This window comes from Austwickia sp. TVS 96-490-7B, from assembly GCF_019331795.1.
Taxonomy (GTDB): Bacteria; Actinomycetota; Actinomycetes; order Actinomycetales; family Dermatophilaceae; genus Austwickia.
On sequence record NZ_JAHPZL010000003.1, the window covers coordinates 276,467 to 302,097 of the forward strand.

19 protein-coding genes are annotated in these 25,631 nt (G+C 62.9%); 9 read left to right on the forward strand and 10 right to left on the reverse strand.

Annotated features, from left to right (window positions below):
- Positions 1 to 943: 943 nt before the first annotated feature.
- From KEM60_RS16815 to KEM60_RS03885, 6 genes are all read right to left on the reverse strand, one after another.
- A complete protein-coding gene (locus KEM60_RS16815) occupies positions 944 to 1,363 on the reverse strand; it encodes an NUDIX domain-containing protein (RefSeq protein ID WP_219106180.1) in 420 nt (139 codons plus the stop codon).
- A gap of 515 nt (positions 1,364 to 1,878) precedes the next feature.
- Positions 1,879 to 3,231: an MFS transporter gene (locus KEM60_RS03865; RefSeq protein WP_219106181.1), complete on the reverse strand. Its 1,353-nt coding sequence runs from the start codon at positions 3,229 to 3,231 to the stop codon at positions 1,879 to 1,881.
- A gap of 86 nt (positions 3,232 to 3,317) precedes the next feature.
- On the reverse strand, positions 3,318 to 4,268 hold the full coding sequence (locus KEM60_RS03870; protein ID WP_219106182.1) for a sugar kinase: 951 nt from the start codon (positions 4,266 to 4,268) through the stop codon (positions 3,318 to 3,320).
- Complete coding sequence (locus KEM60_RS16415; protein ID WP_255574208.1) at positions 4,265 to 5,872, reverse strand: L-ribulose-5-phosphate 4-epimerase; 1,608 nt, start codon at positions 5,870 to 5,872, stop codon at positions 4,265 to 4,267. Before KEM60_RS16415 ends, KEM60_RS03870 begins: the two co-directional genes overlap by 4 nt.
- The gene (locus tag KEM60_RS03880; protein ID WP_219106183.1) at positions 5,869 to 6,534 is read right to left on the reverse strand and encodes an orotidine 5'-phosphate decarboxylase / HUMPS family protein; all 666 of its coding nucleotides are present in this window, start codon (positions 6,532 to 6,534) and stop codon (positions 5,869 to 5,871) included. Before KEM60_RS03880 ends, KEM60_RS16415 begins: the two co-directional genes overlap by 4 nt.
- Positions 6,531 to 7,523, reverse strand: a complete 993-nt coding sequence (locus tag KEM60_RS03885) for a phosphotriesterase (RefSeq protein WP_219106184.1) — start codon at positions 7,521 to 7,523, stop codon at positions 6,531 to 6,533. The genes KEM60_RS03880 and KEM60_RS03885 overlap by 4 nt, the downstream gene beginning before the upstream one ends.
- Before the next feature lie 225 nt (positions 7,524 to 7,748).
- Between KEM60_RS03885 and KEM60_RS03890 the strand changes: the two genes are divergently transcribed.
- On the forward strand, positions 7,749 to 8,699 hold the full coding sequence (locus KEM60_RS03890) for a sugar-binding transcriptional regulator (protein WP_219106185.1): 951 nt from the start codon (positions 7,749 to 7,751) through the stop codon (positions 8,697 to 8,699).
- Between the two features lie 52 nt (positions 8,700 to 8,751).
- Here KEM60_RS03890 and KEM60_RS03895 read toward each other — a convergent pair whose 3' ends face one another.
- Positions 8,752 to 9,786, reverse strand: a complete 1,035-nt coding sequence (locus KEM60_RS03895) for a hemolysin family protein (protein ID WP_219106186.1) — start codon at positions 9,784 to 9,786, stop codon at positions 8,752 to 8,754.
- Positions 9,783 to 11,225 (reverse strand): hemolysin family protein, encoded by a 1,443-nt coding sequence (locus KEM60_RS03900; RefSeq protein ID WP_219106187.1) that lies wholly within the window; start codon positions 11,223 to 11,225, stop codon positions 9,783 to 9,785. The genes KEM60_RS03895 and KEM60_RS03900 overlap by 4 nt, the downstream gene beginning before the upstream one ends.
- A gap of 195 nt (positions 11,226 to 11,420) precedes the next feature.
- On the opposite strand from KEM60_RS03900, the gene KEM60_RS03905 reads away from it, so the two are divergent.
- The 3 genes from KEM60_RS03905 (at position 11,421) to KEM60_RS03915 (ending at position 16,238) form a co-directional block, all read left to right on the forward strand.
- On the forward strand, positions 11,421 to 15,275 hold the full coding sequence (locus tag KEM60_RS03905; RefSeq protein WP_219106570.1) for a multifunctional oxoglutarate decarboxylase/oxoglutarate dehydrogenase thiamine pyrophosphate-binding subunit/dihydrolipoyllysine-residue succinyltransferase subunit: 3,855 nt from the start codon (positions 11,421 to 11,423) through the stop codon (positions 15,273 to 15,275).
- A gap of 100 nt (positions 15,276 to 15,375) precedes the next feature.
- Positions 15,376 to 15,549: a DUF6104 family protein gene (locus KEM60_RS03910; protein ID WP_219106188.1), complete on the forward strand. Its 174-nt coding sequence runs from the start codon at positions 15,376 to 15,378 to the stop codon at positions 15,547 to 15,549.
- Between the two features lie 26 nt (positions 15,550 to 15,575).
- Entirely contained in the window at positions 15,576 to 16,238 is a 663-nt protein-coding gene (locus tag KEM60_RS03915; protein ID WP_219106571.1) for a GDSL-type esterase/lipase family protein, read from the forward strand.
- 124 nt (positions 16,239 to 16,362) lie between these two features.
- Here KEM60_RS03915 and KEM60_RS03920 read toward each other — a convergent pair whose 3' ends face one another.
- Together KEM60_RS03920 and KEM60_RS03925 are read right to left on the reverse strand one after the other, a co-directional pair.
- Positions 16,363 to 17,238 carry a hypothetical protein gene (locus tag KEM60_RS03920; RefSeq protein WP_219106189.1) on the reverse strand — a complete coding sequence of 292 codons (876 nt, stop codon included), beginning with the start codon at positions 17,236 to 17,238 and terminating at the stop codon, positions 16,363 to 16,365.
- A 361-nt stretch (positions 17,239 to 17,599) separates the two neighbouring features.
- Positions 17,600 to 18,568 (reverse strand): zinc-binding dehydrogenase, encoded by a 969-nt coding sequence (locus KEM60_RS03925; RefSeq protein WP_219106190.1) that lies wholly within the window; start codon positions 18,566 to 18,568, stop codon positions 17,600 to 17,602.
- 170 nt (positions 18,569 to 18,738) lie between these two features.
- On the opposite strand from KEM60_RS03925, the gene KEM60_RS03930 reads away from it, so the two are divergent.
- The 5 genes from KEM60_RS03930 to KEM60_RS03950 all read left to right on the forward strand — a co-directional run bounded on the left by KEM60_RS03930 (position 18,739) and on the right by KEM60_RS03950 (position 25,555).
- Complete coding sequence (locus KEM60_RS03930; RefSeq protein WP_219106191.1) at positions 18,739 to 20,652, forward strand: nucleoside-diphosphate sugar epimerase/dehydratase; 1,914 nt, start codon at positions 18,739 to 18,741, stop codon at positions 20,650 to 20,652.
- A gap of 166 nt (positions 20,653 to 20,818) precedes the next feature.
- Positions 20,819 to 21,844, forward strand: a complete 1,026-nt coding sequence (locus tag KEM60_RS03935; RefSeq protein ID WP_219106192.1) for a polysaccharide biosynthesis protein — start codon at positions 20,819 to 20,821, stop codon at positions 21,842 to 21,844.
- The gene (locus KEM60_RS03940; protein WP_219106193.1) at positions 21,841 to 23,031 is read left to right on the forward strand and encodes an NAD-dependent epimerase/dehydratase family protein; all 1,191 of its coding nucleotides are present in this window, start codon (positions 21,841 to 21,843) and stop codon (positions 23,029 to 23,031) included. The genes KEM60_RS03935 and KEM60_RS03940 overlap by 4 nt, the downstream gene beginning before the upstream one ends.
- Positions 23,028 to 24,170 carry a non-hydrolyzing UDP-N-acetylglucosamine 2-epimerase gene (gene wecB / locus KEM60_RS03945; protein WP_219106194.1) on the forward strand — a complete coding sequence of 381 codons (1,143 nt, stop codon included), beginning with the start codon at positions 23,028 to 23,030 and terminating at the stop codon, positions 24,168 to 24,170. The genes KEM60_RS03940 and wecB overlap by 4 nt, the downstream gene beginning before the upstream one ends.
- The gene (locus KEM60_RS03950) at positions 24,167 to 25,555 is read left to right on the forward strand and encodes an O-antigen ligase (protein ID WP_219106195.1); all 1,389 of its coding nucleotides are present in this window, start codon (positions 24,167 to 24,169) and stop codon (positions 25,553 to 25,555) included. Before wecB ends, KEM60_RS03950 begins: the two co-directional genes overlap by 4 nt.
- The last annotated feature ends 76 nt before the right edge of the window (positions 25,556 to 25,631 follow it).

Below are 25,631 nucleotides of genomic sequence, written 5' to 3' on the forward strand. Positions count from 1 at the left end.
GAGTCTGCTAACCCAATGATCTCAAAGCGGCCGATGTTTTTATATATGTGTATGGTGACAGGTGTGTATCGATTGTTTCCCGGGGTGCGGGACATGGGCCTCTAACGCCTCGTGAATAACGCCCTTAGGGGGTATCTCCTTCGGACTCTTTGGCGCTTCCACCGGCAAGACTAGACATCCGCAAAATAATAGTCTGAGCTAGTCTGTGGAGCAACATCGCAGCCGCTAATTTTCAATACATTCTTCTGGCAGTAGTAGAATTGTCAAAATCGCCCAGAGTCAGATCGCGGCCCTGCTTGTGATTGCTGGTGTACCGACAAAATTTGCATCATTATTTATGGCCTTGAACTTGGGGGTGTCATTCACGGGGGGTGTCATTCACGGGTCGTCAGCCACCCGATTACCTCGCCCGGCAAAATAACAGATGCACACATGTGACTATTCATGCAAATGAAAACATCAACCGCTTTCGCGGCTCTTCCCACATGAGGGTGTAGATCCGGTAGCCGCCGGTTCGGTGTAGGAGTCGGCGCGTCGGTGCCCAGGTAGACGTCGAGGCTTTCCAAAGATGAAGGTTCGTACACACCTCACCCAAGAAGACCTCGACGTGCTTGACGCTACCTTCACCTGCCCGGATCTGACCACGTTCACCGGCGTGGACGACCTCGCCCTGACCATCACCGGCCAACGACCCCTACCCGGCAACGCCGTCCTGGCCTGCGATGTCACCCCCGGAGGAGGACGACTTTCGGTGTTGCCGGGGCGGCTGAGGCAGCCGCCCCGCGGCAGCGTCATCCACTCACTGGCTCACGTGCCATTCGGATGGCGCCCGACCGTGCCGCGAATCCGGGTACGGGTCTACCGCTGCGCCGAGTGCGGGCCCGGGCGGCGACAAGACACCAGCGCCGCGGCCGTAACGACTCCGGCCATGCAAGCTGCCTCCTCAGGCATCGCTAGCCCTCAACACGTCCAACACCAGCGGCACCACCGGCTCGGGCACCAGTCTCAGGTCGGATGTCGGCGTCCACCAGGCGAACTCAAGATCCCGCTCTGGGCTTCGGGGAACCTCGCCGCTAGCAACGAGGGCGTCGCAACTGACGAGGAAGTAGAACTCGACGGAGTGGCATATTTTGCCCTCGTAGGCGAAGAAGTTCTCCAAGACGTCCAGCCGGCGCACAACGTCGATGTCGCTTACGAGCTCCTCACAGAACTCCCGTTGCAGCGCATCGGCGGCAGATTCTCCCTCGTTTACTCCGCCGCCCGGCAACGCCCACACGTCATCGCCGATCTTGCGCTGCACCAGGACGCCAGCAGACCCGATTAAGACGCCCGCTGCACGGACCCGGATGTTTGAAAGTCCCATGTCACAAATCTCTCTGTCTGAGGAATGCCAACCACGTGGGAGCACAAGGAATGCGATGCTGGACGTGAAAGGCGGGTCCCCACATGCACTCCAGGACCATATTCTGATGCAGGCGAGTCCCCATCTCCGCAGCCCCGATGCCGAGCCTCGCCGCTACCCTGCCGACCAGGTCCGAAGTCCAGGACAAGCCAGCTCCGGCACGCAAGACCAGCTTGGCAAGGTGAACGTCACCATGGCTCAAACAGGCAACGGCTGGCGGGGCGGCGTTCACGACGCACTCCGCCCATGTCGCGGTGTCTGTGGCAGGCATGCCACCACGGCGGTCCTCTTCGTCTGCCAGGCCCATGTGTGCCTTGGTGAGGAGGCGCTGCGCAAGTCCAGGGCGGAGCCGTGGAGGTGTTCGTCACACTCTACCGACGTACCTGCTTCCAGCTGACACCCAGCGGTTAATTCAAAAACAGCGAGGTGCCGGCAGGCCCGCAGGCCTACCGGCACCTTAGAAGGGGAAAGATCACTCAGATGGAGTCCAAGGACTTACCTTTGGTCTCTTGAGCGAAGAGATAGATGATCGAACCCATCACCAGCAGCGCCGCAAAGAGGAAGAACGCTGGTGGCACCGCTGCCGTGGTCACATTCTGTTTGAGCATGTCGCCGCCGACGATGATGCCCATCAGTGCCGGACCGACGACCTTGGCCATCGCTCCCAGTCCGTAGCCCAATCCCAGCCCCGTGGAGCGAGCCTCATTGGGGAACTGCTCAGCACCAAAAGCATTGAGGATGCCGAAGGCGCCATCGCCGAAGCCCATGATGATGACGACACCGACGAAGAACATGGTCCCGCTGGTGGAGGTCGCCGCGATCACCGCTCCGACCGCGCCCATCATGCCGAAACTGAACATCGTCCACCGGCGGCCGATCCGGTCGGCCAGCCAGGCCGAAGCCAATCGACCCAGCAGGTCGGCCAAGGAGACCCCCATGAAGAGGTATCCCACGGTGGACAGCGAGTAGCCGTAGCCCTCCTTGAGGAGGGTCTGCCCCCATGACTGGACGGTGAATGATCCGAGGATGAAGCAGAACGATCCGAGAGTGACGATGGTCAGCGGACGCAGGTGACGGGAGATGACCTGCCCGTAGGACATGCCCTTGGTGGTGGTGACCTCGGGAAGTGCACCCACGTTCTCGACTGGCATCTGCAATGCCCAGGCCAGCGCTTCCTTAGCTTCGTCGGTGCGCCCCTTCAACTGCAGGAACCGCGGCGACTCAGGCACCTTGGCCAGCCAGGCCAGGAGGAAGATCGGTATGACACCCAAACCGATCAGGCCACGCCATCCGATGATGTCGCCCAGCCAGGCCTGCGCCATCGACCCCAAGAACAGGCCGAGCGGGATGAAGACAGAGGCCAACCCAGCGAGCAGACCCCGCTGCGCAGCAGGAACGAATTCCTGGACATACGGAATGGAAGTGATGTTGAGACCACCGACGCCGATGCCGACGCCGATCCGCAGGATCGCGAGGAGGAGCCACCCTCGGTCTGGGGTGAAGACCGACAACGCCGTGAAACCGACGAACAGGATGACGCACCATCTAAAGGACGCCTTGCGTCCGATCATGTCAGCCAGCCGACCCCACATGATGGCACCGGCCACGGTGCCCAGCCCGGAGCAGGCAAGGATGACACCGGATTCCAGCCCGGTGAGATGCCAGGGTTTCACCAGGTACGAGATGACGAAACCGATCAGGAACATGTCGAAGAACTCGGCGATATTGCCGGTGATGGCCAGCCCGATCAGGGAGCGTTGGTTCCGTGTGAGGGGGTGGGCGTCGATCTGCTGCAGCGCCGTCATAGGCGTCTGATGCGTAGCAGTCATGGGTGGTCGCTTTCTGCACGTCGTTGTGGAAAGACCGGTGGAGCGTCTGCCTGTTAGAGCAGCCCGGACAGCCGCCCCACCGGTGGTCACCGCACGATGTCGGTCGTGGTGGGGATCTCCAGTTCGGTGGCGGAGATGTGAGTCAGGTCGCCGTGATGGGTCAGGGCGAACTTGGAAGTGCGCAGGCCGTAGCCGATGCCCGCTTTGACGTCGCCGTCGAGATAGCCGTGCAGGCAGCCAGCAACGAAGGAATCGCCTGCGCCAGGTCGGTCGACTACGGGAACCTGCTGGACTTCGTAGGTCTGGCAGCCTTGTTCACCGCAGTAGTAGACCCCGGCGGTCGCGTCAGTGGACACCACATGCCTAATCCCGGTCCACTCCTGCAGACGCCGGTTGACGGTGGGTCCGTCTCCGTCAAGGCCAAACACTTTCGCGCCGTCAGCACGAGAACAAAACAGGATGGAAACCTTGTCCAGCAACGGCTCCAGGACCTCCCGAGCGCGCTGCGGTGACCACAGCAGGCTGCGGTAGTTGACGTCGAGCGCTACCTCGACGCCCCGCCGGGCGGCTTCGTTGACGGCATGGGTGACGACCTTGGCGGTGTCTTCGGTCAGCGAAGCGGTGATGCCGGTGACAAACAACACCCTGGTGTCCAAGAGGCTGTCCCAGTCAAAGGTGTCCGGCGTAATCTCCCGGAACTTGGTGTGCAACCGGTCATAGGTGACTCGGGCAGGCATGGGGCCGTCACCGGGCTCCATGAAGTAGAGCGCGATCCGCTCGTCGGCAGTCCTGATCACGTGGGACAGGTCGACACCGACGCTGCGGTATTCGGCCATCACGCGGGTGCCCAGGTCAGTGGTGGGAATCACCGAGGCCCACGTCGTACGACGAGAGAGCTGGGACAGCAGGCCAGCCACGTTGGCTTCCGACCCGGCTGCGGTCATCCGCAGTCCAGTGGTGGTGCACAGGCGGTCGCCTTTACCGACGGTCAGCCGGATCTGTCCTTCGCCGAAGGTTGCCAGATCGTAGGTCGTCATCGACTCACTCCCGTACTCGCCTGAGATGTGCCGTACCGGTTTTGGTAACGGTCCCAGTTCGCTTCGATCTCCGCCTGATCCAGACGGGTCACTTCTCCTAGCCCTCGTGCGAGGGCGACCGTCGCAGCGACGTCTTCGACCATCACCGCAGCTTGCAGGGCTTTCCCGATGGTGCGACCGACGGTGAACACCCCGTGCTGCTTCATCACAATCGCCGGAGAACGCCCGATGGAGCGGACGATCTCCGCGCCGATCTCGTCGCCTCCGATGGAGGCATAAGCTCCGCAAGGAATATCCCCACCGAACTCGTCGGCGATGGCCGTCAGACAGCAAGGAATCGGCTCGCCCACCGCGGCGAAGGCCGTCGCATACCGCGAATGGGTGTGCACGATGGACATCACGTCTGGGCGCGCCCGATACACGGCCAGATGTGATGCCGTATCGGAGCTTGGCCCCCGATCCCCCGCCACGATGCGTCCCTCCAGGTCAACGACCACCATGTCCAGTGGTGTCATGTCGTCGTACAGCATGCCTGAGGGTTTGATGGCGACCAATCCGGTCTCGGGGTCGCGGGCAGAAAGGTTGCCTCCGGTCCAGGCGACCAGTCCGTTCTCCGGGAGGGCCAGGTTGCCGCGGCACACGTCCTCACGGAGTCGTACGACGGATGCTGGCAGCTCCTGTCCGGCGGGGACCCGACGGGTGGATACGATGATCCCGGCCCGATGCAAGCGTTCCTGAAGGAACTCACGGGCAGCGACGCAGCGATCCAGGCTGGCCGGATCGTCGTCATTCCACATCTCGATCATGAGACGTCCAGACCACCGTTGAGCAGCGAGCTCAGCGAAGGCCACGTCCCAATCGACGATGCCTGATCCCATCGGCACCCGGCGTGGCTCGCCGCGACGGACGTCCTTAGCGTGCAAGGCCAACATGCGGCCAGCACCGCGCCGTAGTTCAGCGACCATCGGCAGGCCCTGTTCAGCAATATTGCCCAGGTCAGGGTAGAGCGCCAGCCAGGGCGAGCCGATCTCGTCGACGACGCTCATCGCAGCACTGATCGAGTCAATGTCGTGCCCGTCGACGTTTTCGATGCCCAGGAGGATGCCGCGTCGGGCAGCGTGGGCCGCGCCACGCCGCAAGCAGTCGACATAGTGGGCTCGAGCCTGCGGGGTGGCCTCCTCGTAGAAGGCGTAGTAGCCGGCCAGTTGCACCACGGGAACGCCCAGGTCGGCAGCCAGATCGATGCCCTGCAACAGGATGGTCCTGGCCTGCTCCCGGACAGCGGGGTCAGCGCTTCCCGGGCCAATCTTGCGATGCAGTGACAGGCATAGCCCACCCACCGTGATCCCAGCGCGGGCCGCAGCAGCCCGCACAGCGGCCCGCTGCGCTCCGGTCCATTCCAGACGTGCAGCCCGCTCCGGGCTTTCGTCGATCGAGAGGTCGACAAACGCGAACCCAGCGCGAGCGACCTGGTCAAACAGGTCGTCGTAGGAGCCGGTGAACCGCAGCGCTTTCTCGTAAATACCCAGCTCCACGCAGGGCTGCCCGTGGGACGCAGCGGTCACATCGAGGTCGTTCTCGACCCGAGTTGCGGTGGCGGTCATGATGGCCACACCCGTCGTAGCTCGTCCTGCAAGGTGCGGGCGGCAGCGGCCGGATCGGCAGCGGCGACCACCGACCGTCCGGCGATGACGATGCCCACCGGATGCCCGGCGAAGGTAGCCAGGTCCGACACCCCGATCCCCCCGGTGATGGTCACGGTGAATCCCATTCCGGCGAGTTCGTCGACACGGGCCAGATCATCTGGTCCCCACGACAGGTCGCCAGCGGCTTCCCGGTCGCGAGACCGTTTCACGATGACATGTTGTACGCCGATGTCCCGCCAGGTGCGGGCCCGCTCAACGTCGTACCACTCGTCGGCCAGTTCGACCTGAACCTCGCCGTCGTACTCAGCGGCGACCGCCACGACCTGACGGACCGTCTCCAAACTTGCCCCGGCCACCACCGAGACCAGCGACGCCCCGGCGCGAAAAGCCATCGTGGACAGGATCTTCCCGGCTTCAGCGATGCGAATGTCCGCGAGGATCGGCGTGGCTGGGAACGCCGCCCGGATCGCCCGGACTGCCGCCATCCCTTCAGCCAGACACAACACGGTGCCGACCTCAATGACGTCGACGTCCGATGCCGCAGCGACCAATGGCCCCAATGCGGCCGGCAGATCCGGAGTGTCTAGCGCGATCTGTAGCCGGGGGGTGGCGAGGCTCACTGCTGCTTCCCGTCAGCGAACGCGAAGAACTGACGGGCGTTGTTGATCAGCAGGTCATCGACGTAGGAGCGCTCGACGCCCTCGTCGATCAGGCGCGGCGCGAAGACTGCCGGATCGAAGTCGATCCCGGTGACCGACCCGTAGGCCTTCTGGTAGGAAGCCTTGCCGGAGTCAGTGCCCAACAGGATCTGCGAGCCGAAGCCATCGCGCTCGAAGGAACGCACCAGGTTGACCCGGTGGCAGTCGGGCAGGTACTTAATGCGGTTGGTGCCGTCCAGCTCCAAGTAGCAGCCGAGCTTCATGATCTGCTCGAGGTACCACACGTCGGCGTTGCGCTGGACATGTCCGATCGCGGTCTTCTCCGGGATCGCCCCCAAGCCGAGGAGGAACTGCGCCTGCTCCAACGCTGCGGTCCCAGCGGTGGTGTGAGTGTTGATCGGGCAGCCAGTCTCTTTCTGAGCGATGACGACGGCCTCGCCGGTCTTCTTCTCCCAGTCGGTGATCTTGCCGTACGCGGTGGCCCATTTGAGCACACCAGCCTTGGACGTGTGGCGGCGGACCAGCGGCCCCATGTAGTCGTACTCGTCGATGCCCTCGCAGATGTCAGCGATAAGCAGGTCAGCGATCTGGTTGACGGTGTACTGGTACACCCAGGTGGTGTGCGGCTCGAGGTACACCTTCTGCTGGTGGAATCCAGAAGCCACGATGACCTGCAGGCCTTCGACCTGCTCGGCAACCTCGTTGAGCAGGGTGATCGATCGTCCGCAGGCGGCCGGGCACATGTCGACGACAGTCCCGCCGTCGGCCCACTGCTTGCTGGCGTCGACGAAGTAGGTGGCTTCTTCCACGGCCTTGCTCACGTCAGAGAGCATGTGGTCACCGTCGATGTACACCTCTCCGGCGCCCACTCGGATCAAGTGGTCGTGGGCGTTCACGACACCCAGGGTCTGAGGGTCGACGTCACCGGCGATCGTGCGTGCAAAAGACATCCGTCACTCCTTCGTGCGGGACCACGGCTTGCGTGCTGGTCCGTCCTGCCACGAGTTGTACGCCCGTCCTGGATCCCCACTCCAGTCCTTACATGCACATCTGTGCATGGACGGCGTGAAGGTCATATGCTTCTTCCCGGCCTCCACACTGTGATTCGACGACGTGCCTGCCACCCCGGCCCACCACAAAGCACAGATGTGCCCATCGCAGGAGAGGAATCCGCCATGCCACCCGATCGTGAACACCTCAGCCTGCTCACCCAGGTCGCCCGGTGGTATTACCTCGATGACCTGAGCCAAGACGCCATCGCCGCCCGAGTCCACCTGTCCCGATCTCGAGTCTCCCGACTCCTGACCGAAGCCCGGGACCGCCGTATCGTCCGATTTGTCATTGGCCATCCCCTGGAACGGGCCATGGCCTTAGAAGATGCTCTCCGCGAGCGCTTTGGGCTGCGTGAGGCGCGGGTTGCCGAACCTGCCGAGGGTTCTTCGGCGATGAATGCTGTGGCTGTAGCCGCTGCCGACGTGGTCGCTGATGCCGCCCGCAATGCCACGGTCCTGGCCACGTCAGCCGGAACGACGCTGGCCGCGGTGGTGGATGAGCTGCCCCAGTTGGCCTTGCACGACCTATGTGTAGTCCAGATGATTGGCGCTCTCAGCAAGGACAATCCGCTGACGGACTCCCCCGATCTGACTCGCCGTCTGGCAGAACGTCTCGGTGGGACGTATCGCCTGATGCCGACCCCGCTGATCGTAGGGTCAGCTCGGCTAGCCCATGCGCTGCGTCGAGAGGAAGCGGTCGCCAATGCGTTGGCGCTGGCTTCCCACGCTGATGTCGCTCTGGTGGGGATCGGTGCTCTCGATCCCAACGGGGCTTCCGGGCCGATTTTTACCGGATGGCTCACCCCTCAGGAGGGGGCATACTTGTCGCGTCTCGGGGCTGTCGGACACATCTCAGGCCATCATTTCGACGCGACCGGGGCGCCGTTACGAACGGACTTGCGTGACCGGGTGATGTCGGTCCCGCTGGATCATCTGCATCGGGTGCACACCGTTATTGGGGTCGCTACTGGTGCGGACAAAGTCGAGGCGATTCGTGGGGCGTTGCGCGGACGCCATGTTGACATCCTCATCACGGACGCCGTGACCGCGCAGGCTGTCCTGGCGCGACGCTGACGGCGTGGTCGATTCCTGGCGGCGAGGTCACATCATGAGTGGTGAGGCCTGGTCACCGTTGAGTGGAGTCGGTGACCTCGCCCACGAGTTCCTCTAGGACATCTTCGAGGAAGACGACACCTGTCACGGTGCCATCGTCGGCGACGACGCGAGCCAGATGGGTGCCCGAGCCACGCATGCTCTCCAAGACATCTTCGACCTCGTCCCCCGGGGCGACAGTCGCCAACCGGCGGATCCGTGAACGCGGGACGGGGTGGCATCGATCTGCGTCAGCAGCGTCAAGGATGTCCTTGAGGTGGAGGTAGCCGACGAGCACCCCGTCTCGTTCCAGGGGAATCCGGGAAAAGCCTCGTTTGGCCACGACACGTTCCACGTCGTCAGGTGTCGCCTCCCAGGGCAACACCACCAAGTCGTCGGTGGGTACGGCGACATCGGCGGCAACCCGGTCACTGAACTCCAAGGCTCGGCGTGCTAAACCGTGTTGGGCTTCGGCGAGCAGTCCTTCACGGGCGGATTCGGCGACGATCTGGTTGACCTCTTGCGCGGTATAGGCGCTGTTGACCTCATCTTTCGGTTCAATCCCGAGCAGACGGACCAGTGCTTTCGCAAGGTATTCGAGCACTTTGATGACCGGCCCCAAGGCGCGCGTCAAATACAGCAGGGCCGGGGCGAGCCACAATGCCGCCTGGTCGGGGCCAGCGATCGCCATATTTTTAGGGACCATTTCCCCGATCACCACATGGAAATAGGCCACGATGAGCAGCGCCACCAGCAAACTCACCGCATGTGACGCGGCGCTGGGGACGGGCAATCCATCAATGAGTGGGGCTATCAGATGGTGGATCGCGTCTTCGGCGAGCGCGCCGAGGAGCAGTGAACATACGGTGATCCCGAGTTGGGCGCAGGTCAGTAGAGAAGCGATCTGTTCCAGAGCGGTCAAAGCTAGCTCTGCCCGTCGGCTCCCGGCCTGGGCCAGCGGCTCCAATTGGCTACGTCGGGCTGCCATCACCGCGAACTCGGCGCCGACGAAGAAGGCGTTACCCAAGAGCAGGAGAACGGACAAGGCGAGTGCCACACCAGTGCTCATCGGTGTTCTCCTGAGGGGTCCGAGGTCTGTGGCGGGGCGGGGACCCGTCCTCGACCGACGACCGGTGGGGGCACCACCACCCGAGATCCGTGCGGCACCGCGCCGCCATCGGCGTGACGAGCTCGATCCAGGTGTTGCTGGACCGGATCCAGCGGGGTGAAGGACACCCGTTCGACGCGACGCCCGTCCATCATGTCCACGCGCAAGGTCCAACCAAGGATTTCTACCTCATCGCCGACAACGGGAAGGCGCCCCACTGCGGCCATCACAAAACCACCGAGAGTTTCATAGGCGCTGGACTCTGGGACGTCCGCGCCGACACGCTCACATACCTCGTCGGTGCGCCACAGCCCCGGGACAGTCCACCTGCCGCGGGCATCCCGCCGAGCCAGGCCTCCTTGGCTGTCATGCTCGTCAGTGACCTCTCCGACCAATTCTTCGATGACATCTTCTAAGGTCACCACCCCGGAGGTGCCGCCGTACTCATCGACGACGATGGCGATCTGGTGCCCGGCTCGACGTAACAGCAGCAGCAGTGGATCCAACCCGATCGTCTCGGGGACGAAGGTTGGTTCGGTCATCAACCCGGACACCTGCACCAGCGCACGCCGTTCATGCGGTACGGCGATGGCTTTCTTCACGTGGACCAAACCATCCACGTCGTCCCAGTCGTCTCCCAACACCGGGAAACGCGAATGTCCGGTACGACGTGCAAGCTCGAGGACTTCCTCCACGGTCGCAGTCCGGTCGATCGGGACACAACGCACTCGCGGTGTCATCACGTCAGCAGCAGTCCGGTTGGCGAAATCCAGAGACCGGGTCATTCGGACGGCCAGTTCTGTGTCGAGAGTGCCAGCTTCGGCGCTGGAACGCACCAGCGAGGCCAACTCTTGCGGGGTGCGCGCCGCGGACAGTTCCTCCTGCGGCTGGATCCCGAACGACTCCAGCAAAGCGTTCGCAGACCCATTCAGGACGACGATCAACGGGCGGAAGAACACCGCAAAAAAACGCACCGGGACCGCAACAATCCGAGCCACCGCCAACGGCGCAGAAATCCCCAAAAATTGCGGCACCAACTCCCCAAACACCATGGAGAACAATGTCGCTATCACTAACGCCGACACCGACGCCACCGTCTCAGCGTGCCCACCACTCCAGCCAGCGTCCGCGAACCCCCGGGTCAGCAGCTTCCCCACCGACGGCGCCGCGATATATCCCAAAGCCAACGTGGTCAACGTGATCCCGACCTGAGCTGCTGAGAGCTGCGTCGATAAGGTCCGCAACGAAGGCAGCACCGTCCGCGCCCTGGAATCCCCCTCCTGCGCGGCGCTCTGCACGCTGGAGCGATCCAACGCGACAAAAGCAAACTCAGCAGTGACGAACAGGGCCGTGCCCAGCGTCAACAGGACGCCGACGGCGACCAGGATCCATTCGGTCATAGTGTCCACAATCCTAGAAGCCCCGACCGGTGCGGACATCTTGGGGCCGCGGCGAGGTCAGGGCATATCCCCTGCCAGAAGCCCACCACCTCGCACGGTAGCCTGGGAACATCGGGCCAGCGAAGTCGTCGGATGGTCCGTCGTGATCTGGCCTCACCGGCGACGTACGAAAGAGGCGAGCCCGCCGTGGCAGAAATGCGTGACCCCAACGACCCCACCGCGAGCTTCGGGCCCAACCAGTGGCTCGTCGACGAGCTGTACGAGCAATACCTGAAGGACCGCCATTCGGTCGACGAATCCTGGTGGGCTTTCTTTGATGGATATGCCACCCGCGACCAAAACCACGACGCCGAGACGCATCCAGCGACGGCCCCCGCGACATCTGCGCCGACAGTGTCCGCGACGCCGCCCACCACCCGCCCGGCCCCGGTGCGCGCGGACGGCCAGGCCGCGCCACGCACCGACCAACCCGAGCGACCCACCACGCCCACTCGCCCCAGCCCGGTCACGTCAACAGGCCCGACCCGGCCACTCGCGGTCAACGCCGCCCGGCAGGAGACCAGCCCCGCCACCGCCGCGCCCGGCTCCAGCGCCGCACCGACCCCCCGAGACACTCCGGCCGTGAACCACCCCAAAGCCGTCTTGGACGACAGCGTTTCCCCGCTCCGCGGCCAAGCCGCCCGCATCGTGACCAACATGGACGCCTCACTTCAGGTGCCCACCGCGACCAGCGTGCGCGCCGTACCGGCGAAAGTCATGATTGACAACCGCATTCAGATCAACGAGCAGCTCAGCCGCACGCGTGGTGGAAAGATCAGCTTCACCCACCTCATCGGATATGCGATCGTGAAGGCGCTCGCCGCCCTACCCGAGATGAACAACAGTTTCCGGGTGGATGAGAAGGGCAAACCACAACTCGTCACGCCCTCTCATGTCAATTTCGGGCTGGCAATCGACCTTCCGCGCCCAGACGGCACCCGAAGCCTGGTAGTGCCCTCGATCAAAGCTGCCGAGACGCTCGATTTCTTCCAGTTCTGGAACGCCTACGAAGACCTCGTCAAAAAAGCCCGGGGCGGCAAACTCACTGTCGATGACTTCGCGGGAACGACCATCTCCTTGACCAACCCTGGCGGCATCGGCACGGTGCAGTCCGTTCCCCGATTGATGCAGGGGCAAGGGTGCATCGTCGGCGCTGGCGCGCTGGAATACCCCGCCGAATGGCAGGGCGCCAGCACCGAGACGGTCGCCCGCCACGGAATCAGCAAGATCGTCACGCTCACCAGCACCTACGACCACCGCATCATCCAGGGAGCGACCTCCGGGGAGTTCTTGCGGATCGTGCACCGGCTGCTGCTGGGCGAGGATGGCTTCTACGACGAAATCTTCCGTAGCCTGCGCATCCCGTACGAACCTGTGCGTTGGCAGCGAGACGTCATGGCCAACCACGAGGACGACCTGTCCAAGGCCGCGCGGGTGCAGCAGCTCATCCATGCTTACCGAGTCCGGGGACATTTGCTCGCTGACACCGACCCGCTCGAATATCGGATGCGTCAGCACGACGACGTCGCCCTGGAAACCTATGGCCTGACGTTGTGGGACCTGGAACGCGAAGTAGCCACCGGTGGATTCGGGGGCAAGGAGCGCGCGACGCTGCGCGAGATCCTGGATGTCCTGCGGGACAGCTACTGCCGCACCGTCGGTGTGGAATATATGCACATTCAAGACCCTGAGCAGCGCCAATGGATGCAGCACAAGGTTGAGGTCAAGGCGTCCAAAGTGAGCCGGGACGAGCAGATGCGCATCCTGCGTCGCCTCAACGCCGCCGAAGCCTTCGAAACCTTCCTGCAGACCAAGTACGTCGGCCAGAAACGATTCAGCCTCGAAGGCGGCGAGTCGGTCATCGCACTCCTTGACCGGGTGTTGTGCCGCGCGGCCGAGGACGGCATGGACGAGGTGTGCATTGGAATGCCACACCGCGGGCGGCTCAATGTGCTCGCGAACATTGCTGGTAAGAGCTACGCCCAGATCTTCCGCGAGTTTGAGGGCACCCAAGATCCGAGCAGCGTGCAGGGGTCCGGTGACGTGAAATATCACCTGGGCACCGAAGGCGTGTTCTCCTCCGAGGACGGGGCGACGACCAAGGTTTACTTGGCAGCGAACCCCTCCCACCTTGAGGCCGTCAACCCGGTACTCGAAGGCATTGTCCGCGCGAAGCAGGACCGTCTAGACAAGCACGGCGAAGCATTCACGGTGTTGCCGATCCTGTTGCACGGTGACGCAGCCTTCGCTGGCCAAGGTGTGGTCTTGGAGACGCTGCAGCTGAGCCAACTTCGCGGCTACCGCACCGGTGGCACCGTGCACGTGGTGGTCAACAACCAGGTCGGTTTCACCACGGCTCCGTCCAGTTCGCGGTCGTCGGTCTATTCCACCGACTTGGCCCGAACCATTCAAGCCCCGATCTTCCACGTCAACGGGGATGATCCGGAGGCCTGTGTGCGGGTCGCCGAGTTGGCGTACGAGTTCCGCCAGAAGTTCGCCAAGGACGTCGTGATCGACATGGTCTGCTACCGGCGGCGCGGTCACAACGAGGGCGACGACCCGTCGATGACCCAACCGTTGATGTACAAACTCATCGAAGCCAAACGGTCGGTTCGTAAGCTCTACACCGAAGCTCTGGTCGGCCGCGGTGACATCACCCTGGAGGACGCGCAGGCAGCGTTGCAGGACTACCAGGGCCGGTTGGAGCAGGTCTTTGTCGAGACCAGGGAAGCAACCCGGGCGCGGCCCACGTCCGGCAGTGAATCCAGCACTCCGCACGTCCGCGAAGGCCTCGAACGCCCCGAAGCGCAGATCGAGGACGAGGTCCGCACCCACCGCACCTACAGCACTGCGATCAGCACTGAGCTGATGCATCGACTCGGTGACGCGTGGACCTCACTGCCAGAAGGCTTCGAGGTTCATCGCAAGCTACGCACGCTGCTGGAGAAGCGCACCCAGATGACCCGCGAGGGAGGCATCGACTGGGGTATGGGCGAGCTGCTCGCCTTCGGGTCGCTCCTCAGCGAAGGCACCCCCGTGAGGTTGGCCGGGCAGGATTCTCGTCGAGGCACGTTTGTCCAGCGGCACGCAGTGCTCATCGACCGCAACACTGCGGAGGAATGGACCCCACTGTTGTATTTGGGCAACGGTCAGGCCCGTTTCTGGGTGTATGACTCGCTGCTGTCTGAATACGCCGCGATGGGCTTCGAATATGGCTATTCGGTGGAGCGACCGGACGCCTTGGTGTGTTGGGAAGCCCAGTTCGGCGACTTCGCGAACGGCGCGCAAACCATCGTCGACGAGTTCATTTCCTCCTCAGAGCAGAAGTGGGGTCAGCGCAGCTCGGTGGTGCTGCTGCTGCCGCATGGTTACGAAGGCCAGGGCCCGGACCACAGCTCCGCCCGAATCGAGCGGTATCTGCAGTTGTGCGCCCAGGACAACATGACGGTGGCCTACCCCAGCACTCCGGCAAGCCACTTCCACTTGTTACGGCGTCAGGCCTATGCCCGTCCGCGCCGTCCTTTGGTGGTCTTCACTCCCAAGCAGCTACTGCGGCTGAAGGCTGCCACCAGCAGCGTGGAGGACTTCACCACCTGCTCGTTCCAGCCAGTTTTGGCAGACCACGCACCGTTGGAAGCTCAGTCAGTGACCAGGGTGCTGTTGGCCTCCGCGCGGATCGTCTACGACCTGGAAGCCGAGCGGGAAAAGCGCCAAGACGGCAGCACCGCCATTGTGCGGGTCGAGCAGCTGTACCCGGTGCCAGCGCAGGAGATCGCGGAGACGGTCAAGCAATACCCGAACGCCGAGCTGGTCTGGTGTCAGGATGAGCCAGCTAACCAGGGCGCCTGGCCTTTCATGAGCGCCAACCTGCCAGAGTTGCTTGCTGAGCAGGGTGAGCACCGTCCGGTGCGGGTTGTTTCCCGACCGGCGTCGGCGTCTCCGTCGACGGGCTCACATAAGCAGCACGAGGTTGAACGTGACGCGTTGATGCGCGGCGCTTTCGACCGGTGAGGTCGCTTCAGGTCGCCACCTGAGCTGACCTGGCCCCGCCGGGAGACTTGGCCGATGTCCTTGTCCCCGGCGGGGGCTCACGTACGGCAGAATGCGTGACGTGTATTTCACCGACCGTGGCATCGAGGAACTGGCATCCCGGCGTGGCGGCGAGGAGGTCACGCTGGATTGGCTTGCCGAGCAGCTCCGCACGTTCGTCGATGTCCATCCTGAGTTCGAGACAGCTGTCGAACGCTTCGCCACCTGGCTCGCCCGACTCGACGACGAGGACTGAGGAAAGCCGTGAGCATCGAAGAAGGTATGGGAAGCGACGATCAGCAACCTCCGATGGAGTTCATCGCCAGCGCTGAGGCCCTGGCCATGGACGGGCCCCGAGACGTCGGGTTGGTTTTTGTCGGCGACTCGTTCGTCGCCGGGTACGGCGACCCTAAAGCACTGGGATGGGTGAGTCGGGTCGTGGCCCGCACCACCCACCCCGACCTGGACCTGACGCCGTACAACCTGGGCGTGCGTGGACAGTCCTCAGCGGACCTGTTGACCCGGTGGCGTGCCGAAGGCCTGCCGCGGTGGGCTGAACGACGAGAGCGCCGCCTGGTGATCGGGGTGGGGCAGGGTGATCTTGACCAGGATCTGACCATCGCCCGGGCAAGGCTGAACATGGCCAACATGTTGGATGATGCCACCGCCCGAGGAATCTCACCGTTTGTGGTGGGCCCGCCCCCGACGTTGGATCAGGAGTTCAACTCCCGGTTGGAGTCGCTCGTAGAAGCTCAGTCGGACGTGTGCGCGCGCCGCAGCATCCCGTACGTCGACTGCTACTACCCCTTGCTAGAGCATGACCAGTGGCTTTCTGAATTGAGCGCTGCCACTGACCAACGCCATCCTGGCCAGGCCGGATACGGACTGTTGGCATGGCTTGTCCTTCATGGCGGGTGGGAGCACTGGCTGGCTATTGCGCCGTGACCACTGCGGTCAATGACATGGTCGGCGCGGGCAGAAATGCTGCCTGCGCCGACCATGTCATGATGGCTCACTCGTGACCGAGGTCATTCGTGAACCGTGGTGAAAGATCCCGGTGAGGTTAGTCCTACTTGATGTAGTTCCACGGGTTTGACGGCTGGTCATCCACTGAGGACCACATCCGGGCTCCCTGGGTGGGCAGAGTGAGACGTTTCTGCGCATCAAGCATCGTATCGTCAGCCAGGATCCATTCGTCACCGAATTCGGTGGAACAGACGTTGTTGACAAATGGTTCAGCCACCCACGACGACAGACGCGCCTCAAACGGGGTGCGGTTTCCCGGCGCTTTCTTGATGCACAAGGCAGGATGCTTCCCCCGGGCTTTCTTGGCGCTGGCATAGTCAGGGCCGAAAGCCATGGAGGTCGCACCCCAGGTTGAGTTCAACACCGACCAGGTGTAGTGCGGAGATTGTGACATCGCGGTCGGGGACTCATAAGGGTGGGTGGCCCATACCTGCAAGCCGTCACTGTAGGCCCACCATTGCCAGCCGCCGTTGCCCTGGTGGTGCTCACCCATGACATAGCCAGCACCAAAATTGGACCTGCAGATCCGGTCCCCCTCGGCCCTGGAGGTGAGCGCCCAACCCTGAATCGGCGGAGTGAGTTTAGCGGTACCCCCGGTCCAACCGTGATAGAAGTCAGGATTAATTCCTGGTGGAACAGGAAGATCTTGTTTTTTGAGGCAGAGCAGTGGCAGCGATTCCTGGCAACTGGTGTCGCCTTGGTACGAGTCAGTGTTAATGTCGGAGCCGATTAAGCTCAGCGCTCTCTCGGTTTCATGAGTACCAACGACCCAGGTCACTCCGCGGCAGGCGGCCGAGAACCGGGCACCATCAGGGGCTGTCGCTGCCGAGGGCTGCGCCGCAGCCACCCCTGCGCTCCCACCGACCACCACCACTGAAGCCAGCACAACGAGGCTTTTCCGTACGGACGACTTTTGCATGTTTTCCCCTCCCGTGCGCACCGGACGCCGATACGTCCGATTTCCCATTGACGGGTTCCCCCGTCGACCCATCCTTGACAATGAGGACACTTCAAGGTTGAGCGTCAACAGTCAAGCGCCATCGGATAAACGCGGCGAGGATCACATCGCATGCGAAGTCACGGCGTCATCACTGAGATGATTCGGCGCACTGAATTACGTCGAACCGATGACCCTCAGTGCGTTTCACATATCGCCACATGTGACATTCGTGACGATCGATTCACCGCACAGGGCGGTGCCGCAATATCCGCAAAAAATAAAGGCAGCCGTCCAGGTCGATTCACCTGGACGGCTGCTCAGCTATCAAGCGTTACCGAACTCACATAGTGAAGACGATCTTGCCGAAGCCTTCCCCGCCCGCCATAAGCTCAAAGCCCCGCCGAGCCTGCGCCAAGGGCATGGTCTGCGCAATCGTGGGAGTGATACCTCTCGTGGTCACCAAAGTCGCCAGACGTTCCAACTCTTGGCGGGTCCCCATTGTTGAACCTGCCACGGTGAGTTGTCGGAAGAAAATCTTGGTCAATTCGGCGCGGGGCGGCGCGTCACCAGTGGTGGCTCCACTGATCACCACGACGCCGCCGGGTCGCAACACGTTGACCGAGTGCGACCAGGTAGCAGCGCCTACTGTCTCCATGACCGCATCAACTTTTTCAGGCAGACGAGCGCCGCTCTCAAAGGCGGCTTCAGCCCCTAGCTCCAAGGCCGCCTGACGTTTAGCCTCCGACCTGCTAGTCACCCACATCCGCAGACCAGCCGCAGCACCGAGTTGCACACAGGCAGTCGCGACACCGCCGCCAGCTCCCTGGACGAGCACCAGGTCCCCAGGAGACACCTTGGCCTGGGTGAAGAGCATCCGGTAGGCCGTCAGCCAGGCGGTCGGCAAGGTCGCGGCGACCTCCCAACTCATCCCGTCCGGCTTGGGGACCAGGTTGCGGGCCGGGACGACGACTTTTTCGGCGAATGTGCCTTGATGCACCTCAGATAGCAGCGACCGGCGTGGGTCGAGAGTTTCATCTCCGGACCACCCTGGGCTGGACACGACGCCATGCACGATCACCTCCCGGCCGTCAGCGGTCACCCCAGCGCCATCGCACCCCAGAATCATCGGAAGGCGCTCTGGAGGCAGACCTACACCTTGAAGGGACCACAGGTCATGGCGGTTCAACGTAGCGGCGCGCAATGCGACCACCTCCCAGCCAGGCAACACTTCTGGTTCGGGACGTTCCCCGATCTGAAGTCCGGACAAGGGGTCGGAAGCGCTCTGGCTGGCGGCGTAGACGGCGAGCATGTCGGCCAACATAGCGACCGGGCAGGCCGATAGGCCAACGCAAGAGGCTCAGGAGACCTAGGTCGCGCCATGATGGGTAGCACGGATCCGAGGAGGGCAGACCGATCCAGGTCGTCTGCCCGAGGAGGATAGGCTGGGTCGGCCATAGGCTGCCGACGAGGGAGGAATACGTGCAGACGCAGTCGTCAACGACCAGAGCGCGGCTTCGGCGATGGCTCTGGGCGGCAGCCGATGTCGTCATCTGGGTGCTCGCCGTCTTCGCGGCTGTGCTGTTACGTTTCGACTTCAGCCTCCCCGAACTCTTAAGTCCGGTCACCGTGCTCACCCTCGGGCTGATGTGTGGACTCCTGCAGCTGGTCTTCGGATCGCTGCTCGGCCCGTATCGGGTCAGTCACACTCGTGGTTCCTATGAGGAAACCTTCGACCTGATGCGGTCGATGTTGACCACCACCGTCTCCGCGCTGCTTATCCAGTTCTTGCTCTGGCACCCCACCCACTTGCCCCGCTCTGGGTCAGTGATGGGTAGCGGTTTAGCGTTGCTCGGATCGTTCGCCTTGCGGCTGATGTTCCGTTCCTTCCGCACCCGGGAGATTCGCACCCGAGCTGATAGCGCCGAGCGAGCCATCGTGTACGGCGCTGGAGACACCGGGCGCCGCCTGATCAAGAGCGCCATCCGGGAGCAGGAAGCTGGCATCCTCCCGGTGGCTTTGCTTGATGACACCCGCGAACGCCAACGTCTGCGGATCGAAGGCATCGCGGTACGAGGCACCAAGTCTGATCTTCGTGAGGTCGCTGAGCAGGTGCGCGCGACCATGCTGATCGTGGCAGCCCCCCACGCCACTGCTGCGGACCTTCGTGAACTGTCTGAAGGCGCTAACGAAGCCGGGCTCAAGGTCAAAATCCTGCCGAGCCTCTCCGACGTCCTAGACCCATCAGCGAGCGGCGCCGGGGTGCGTGACCTACGCGACCTCGATCTGACAGATCTGCTCAGTCGCCCCCCGGTACAACTCGATACCACCGCTATCGCCGCCCAGATTCAAGGCCGACGAGTATTGGTGACCGGGGCGGGTGGATCGATCGGATCAGAGCTATGCCGCCAAATCGCGAAGTTTTCCCCAGAGCGGCTTTTCCTCCTGGACCGGGACGAGTCAGGTCTGCAAGCAACCCAGATGAGCCTGACCGGCCAGGGGCTGCTGGACAGCGACGATGTCCTGCTTGCTGACATTCGTGACCCGGAGGGGCTGCGGTTGGTTTTCGAAACCGCCCGTCCCCAGGTGGTCTTTCACGCGGCAGCGCTGAAGCACTTGCCGCTGTTGGAGAGCTTCCCCTTGGAAGCGTGGAAGACCAATGTGCTGGGCACCTATCACGTGCTGTGTGCCGCCTCAGAGATGGGGGTCGAGGCCTTTGTCAATGTCTCCACTGACAAGGCTGCCGATCCCACCTCCACTCTGGGATATAGCAAACGGTGCACCGAGCGGCTGACGTCTCACTTTGCCCGCACCCAACCGGGCCGGTATGTCTCCGTACGTTTTGGAAATGTGCTCGGCTCCCGCGGTTCAATGTTGCATGCTTTCACCGCCCAGATCGAAGCCGGTGGTCCTGTCACCGTGACGCACCCCGAGGTGCAGCGCTACTTCATGTTGATTCCTGAAGCCTGCCAGCTGGTGCTCGAAGCAGGGACCATCGGTCACGACGGTGAAGTGATGGTTTTGGAAATGGGTGAGCAGGTCAAGATCATCGAAGTCGCCCGCAACCTCATCCGCATCTCCGGGAAAAAAGATGTCGAGATTGTCTTCACCGGTCTGCGCCCCGGCGAGAAACTCGGCGAGGATCTTTTCGCCGACACCGAGGGGCGCCGTTCCACTGCGCATCCCCTGGTCGACGCGGTCGATGTCCCACACCTGGATCCCATGGTGGTGACCGGCGCGTCTCTGCACGACGCGGTATCGGCATACGAGTGGATGCGCGGAGCCGCACTCGGACGTGAAGCGCACCGGGTCATCCCAGCCACCGGCACCCACCCTGTCGCCGCAAGCGGCACCCCGTTGGAATCGGTGTCTTCCTCCTCGTCCGCAACGCCCTGACCGCCCGCCCGCACCAGTTATTTCCGACCCTGTCTGTCAATCATTGATTTCTTCCCCGCGTATGCGGGGGTACGCCGTCCCCCGCGTATGCGGGAATCAGTGTTCTCTGCGTCCGCAGAGATGATTCTTACTCGCCCTAGGCGGCGATTCTCGAAGGAGCGCATCCATGACCAGCCTGTCCGGCGCAACCGTCGCCATCACTGGAGGCACTGGCTCGTTCGGGTCAACGATGGCCCGTCATCTCCTCGCTGAGGATGTCGCCGCCGTCCATATCCTCAGTCGGGACGAGGCGAAACAGCACGACATGCGGTTGCGGTTTGCTGATGCCCGGCTGCGCTGCTTCATCGGCGATGTCCGTGACCCCGAGAGCGTGGCTAAAGCGTTCGTGGGCGCCGACTACGTCTTCCATGCGGCGGCACTGAAGCAGGTCCCCAGCTGTGAATTCTTCCCGCAGCAAGCAGTGAAGACCAACGTGGTCGGCAGCCATCACGTCATCGAGCAGGCGGCGGCGGCCGGAGTTCGTTCGGTGGTCTGTTTATCCACCGACAAGGCGGTCTACCCGGTCAACGCGATGGGAATGACCAAGGCGCTCATGGAGAAGACCGCGCAGGCCTTTGCCCGGCAACAACCCGATTCGCCCACCACCATTAGCGTCACCCGCTACGGCAACGTGATGTATAGCCGTGGGAGCGTCATTCCCCTATTTGTGCAGCAGGTCCGTGCCGGTGCGCCTCTGACGCTGACCGAACCGACGATGACCCGCTTCCTGATGTCATTGGAAGAGTCAGTCGACCTGGTCAAATACGCCTTCGCCCATGCTGAGCCGGGTGACCTGTTCGTACGGAAAGCGCCGGCCTGCACGGTGGAGGTGCTGGCCCGTGCGGTCGCTACCCTGATGGGGCACCCCGACCATCCGATTCGAGTGATTGGGTCCCGGCACGGAGAAAAACTGCATGAGACGCTGTTGTCCCGCGAGGAGATGGTCAAGGCCGAAGATCGGGGAGAGTATTACCGAGTGCCGGTCGATGCTCGTTCCATGCAGTATGAGGAGTACTTTGACGAAGGCAGCCAGGAAGTCGTGGAGTTGCAGGATTACACCTCGGAAAACACTGACCGCCTCGATGTGGCCGCCACTCAGGAACTGCTGCTGACCCTGCCGGAGATGCAGGCGATCGTCGAGGGCCGCGCGTGACCACCGTCGTGATCACTGGTGCTGCTGGTTTCCTCGGCTGGCATACCCGCGCCCGGCTGGCCACCGTCCCTGACATCCATGTGATTCCGATAGATCGGGCGGCTTTCGCCGGTCCGGATCTGGAAGCTGCTCTGGCGGGATTGGGTCCGCAGGACGCGGTCCTCCATCTGGCCGGCATCAACCGCGCCGCTGAGGATGAGGTGCGCGACGGCAATATCGCTCTGGCCGAGCGACTCGCCGATGCGATGGCCACCACCGGATGTCAGGCCCGCACTGTCATCGCTGGATCCACCCAAGCCGATCTCATCGGTGCGGAAGCGACGGCGTACGGAATCGGCAAACGCCGCGCCGCCGAGCATCTCGCTGCCGCCGCAGCACGAGCTGGTCGCAGCTGCGTCGAGGTGCGCTTGCCCAACTTGTACGGCGAGCACGGCCGCCCGGACTACAACTCGTTCGTTGCGACGTTCGCGCACCGCATCGCCGGTGGGGAGGTCCCTACTGTCACCGGTGATCGCGAGATCCCGCTGTTGCACGTCCAGGATGCGGTGACTGACCTGTGGAGTGCGGCCCTGCACTCGGATCCGCCATCGATGATCCGCCCTGAGTCGGTCACCCCGCTGCGCATCTCCTGGATCGCGGATCGTATGGCGTCTTTCCAGGAGGTCTATGCCACGGGTCAGATTCCCGCGCTGGCTGACCTCATCGACGTCAGGCTGTTCAATGTGCTGCGGGCCGCCCGATGGGACCAGGGCCAGTTGTCGTTCCCGTTGACTCCGCACAGCGACGCCCGTGGCGATTTTGTCGAAGTGCTCCGACAGCACGGCGGGTCTGGGCAGAGTTCGTTTTCGACGACAGTGCCGGGAGTCACTCGTGGCGACCATCTGCATTTCCGCAAGATCGAACGGTTCGTCGTGGTCCGGGGCAGCGGGGTCATCCGGTTACGGCAGATGTGCACCGATCGGCTCGTGGAGATCCCGGTCAGCGGGGATAGCCCAGTCGCCGTCGACATGCCTACATTGTGGACGCACTCCATCACCAATGTCGGTGATGACGAAATGCTCACCTTGTTCTGGATCAACGAGTTATACAACCCTCAGGATGCCGATACCTACCCGCATCCGGTGCTGCCGGTGCCCGCCGCTGCCGGGTCACGACCGGGCGGTACGACGGAAGGAACTGCCCTGTGACCAAAGTGATGACCGTCGTCGGCACTCGGCCGGAGATCATCCGGCTCTCCCGGGTGATGGCGCGGCTGGATGCGACATGTGATCACGTGCTGGTGCACACCGGCCAAAACTATGACTATGAATTAAACGGGATCTTCTTCGAGGAGATGGGGATCCGTAAGCCCGACCGGTTTATGGAGGTCAACACTGGCTCGTTGGGTGCCGTGCTGGGTGGGGTGTTAGCGGGCACCGAGGAAGCCATCCTTCAGGAGCGTCCCGACGCGTTATTGGTGTTGGGTGACACCAATTCGTGTATCGCTGCGGTGATGGCCAAACGAATGCGAATCCCCGTTTATCACATGGAAGCCGGCAACCGGTGTTTTGACGAGAACGTCCCGGAAGAGACCAACCGCCGCATGGTGGATCACGTCTCGGATTACAACCTGGTGTATACCGAGCATGCTCGACGTAACCTGCTCGCCGAGGGCATGGCACCGCGACGTATCCTCAAGACCGGCTCTCCGATGAAAGAAGTGCTGCTGCACCACCGGGACCAGTTCGCGGCCTCACAGGTGCTTACCGATGCGGGCCTCACCTCGCAAGGGTTTCTGTTGGTCAGCGCACATCGTGAGGAGAACGTCGACTCCCCAGCACGTTTGGCTGCACTCCTGGATTGTTTGGAAGCGGCACAACGGGAGTACGACGTACCGATGTTGGTCTCCACCCACCCGCGCACCCGCAAACGGGTCGATGCTCTGCTCACCGAAACCGGTCGAGTGCTCTCTGAGCAGATCGTCTTCCATGCTCCGCTGGGATTCGCGGACTATGTGCGGCTGCAACAGGAGTCTTTGGCCGTGTTGTCCGACTCCGGCACCATCAGTGAGGAGTCCGCACTGCTGGGGTTCCCCGCGGTGACATTGCGGGACTCCATTGAACGCCCCGAGGCTTTGGACACCGGTGCGATCGTGATGACAGGTCTGGATCCGGAGAACGTGGTTGAAGGATTGCGCACCGTACTGGCCGAACGGGATGGTGACGGGCGGGTGCATCCGGTGGTGCCGGAGGATTACGCCATCGACAACTGTTCGCAGCGGGCAGTGAATTTCATTCTTTCCACCCATCGTCGACACGAACAATGGTCCGGTCTGCGCCAGTCGTGAACAGCACCTCCCCTGGCGGAACGTGGGGTCGCCTCCTAGATCGCGCCGATGCTGTCGCCCCTGGTGCCATCGTCGCGCTATGTCTGCTGCTGACCTGGGTGAGTCAGATCTCGCTGCGCCTCAAAGGTGCTGCTCGCATCCCGATCTACCTGATTGCCGCCGCGGTGCTGAGCGTGGCTGTCATCGCGGTGTTCAGGTCGCGATGGTGGCGATCCCGTCCGGTGCAGTGCTGGCTGGCTTGGTGGGTGGCCTGGGCAGGAGTCACTGCGCTGGCGTGGACATCGATCCCGGAGCAGGCGCGGCCATCAGCGAGCGCTGAGGTCACGATGATGGCGGCCTGTGCCGCGTTGTCGGGGGCGTCGATCCTCCTGGGGCGGGGATCGCGGCGGGGAGTGTTGGGGTATCGGTGGGCGTGGGCTGCGGTGTTGATGACCACTGCACCGGTGGCGATTCGGGAGGTCGTGGCCAACGAACACATCATCGTCACTAAGTGGGTGGTGTGGTATTTCCACGCGCATGTCCCGGCGGGGCCGTTTGCCAATCCCAACAATTACGGTTGCGTCTTGGTTGCGGTGACTGGGGTGTTGCTGGCGTGGTCGCTGGATCAGCGGCGGCGGAGCATGGTGGCGCTGTTGTTGGTTGGTGCTGCTGGTGCGACCTGGTTGACGTGGCGCACTGAGAGCCGTGGTGCCTTCGCGGCGATCGCGGTGCAGGTGCTGATCACGGCGGTGGGCGCTGCTGCCCGTTGGGGGTGGTGGCGCGCTGTGGCACGTTCGCCGCGGGCTCGTCGTACGGCGATCGCGGCGGGTGCCGCGTTTTCTGCGCTGGCGGTGGCGATGTTTGCTGTCCCGGCGTTGGCGGCGCACAATCCGTTGTTGCGTTCTCCCAAAGCTCAAGCCACCGTGCAATCTGATGGGTTGCGGTGGAGTTTGGTGGAGGCGGGGCTGCGTTATTGGCGGGAGCACCCCCTCTGGGGGACGGGACCGGGGACGTTTGAATATGAGCTCGGTCGGGAGCGGCCGGCAGGGGTGCCCGATCCCACCATCAATGCCCATAACGCGTTTGTGGAAATCCTTTCCCAGTATGGATTAGTGGTCGCCGTGCCGTTGGCAGTGCTGTTGGCGGTGCTGTTGTGGCGAGTGGTGCGTCCGCAGCGTCGTCTCAGCGGGGAAGTTTTACGACGTGCTGAGCGGCACGCACAGGACTCTCAGCTGATTGCGTATCGGGTGGAAATTGCGGTCTTGTGTGTGGCTTTTGTCATCACCGCGATCGTGGTGAGCACTGCTTTGGCGCTGCCAATGTGGTTCCTCATGTTGGCGCACATGGTCACGACGGCCTGGGCAATGGATGAGCCGGTAGAGTTGACGGGTCGCGAAAGGGAGTAGTCCTTAACTCACGTCCGTGTCGACATGCTGGCTCAGCTCATCCCGAGCCCGGTACGGACGGCCACTGATAGTGGCG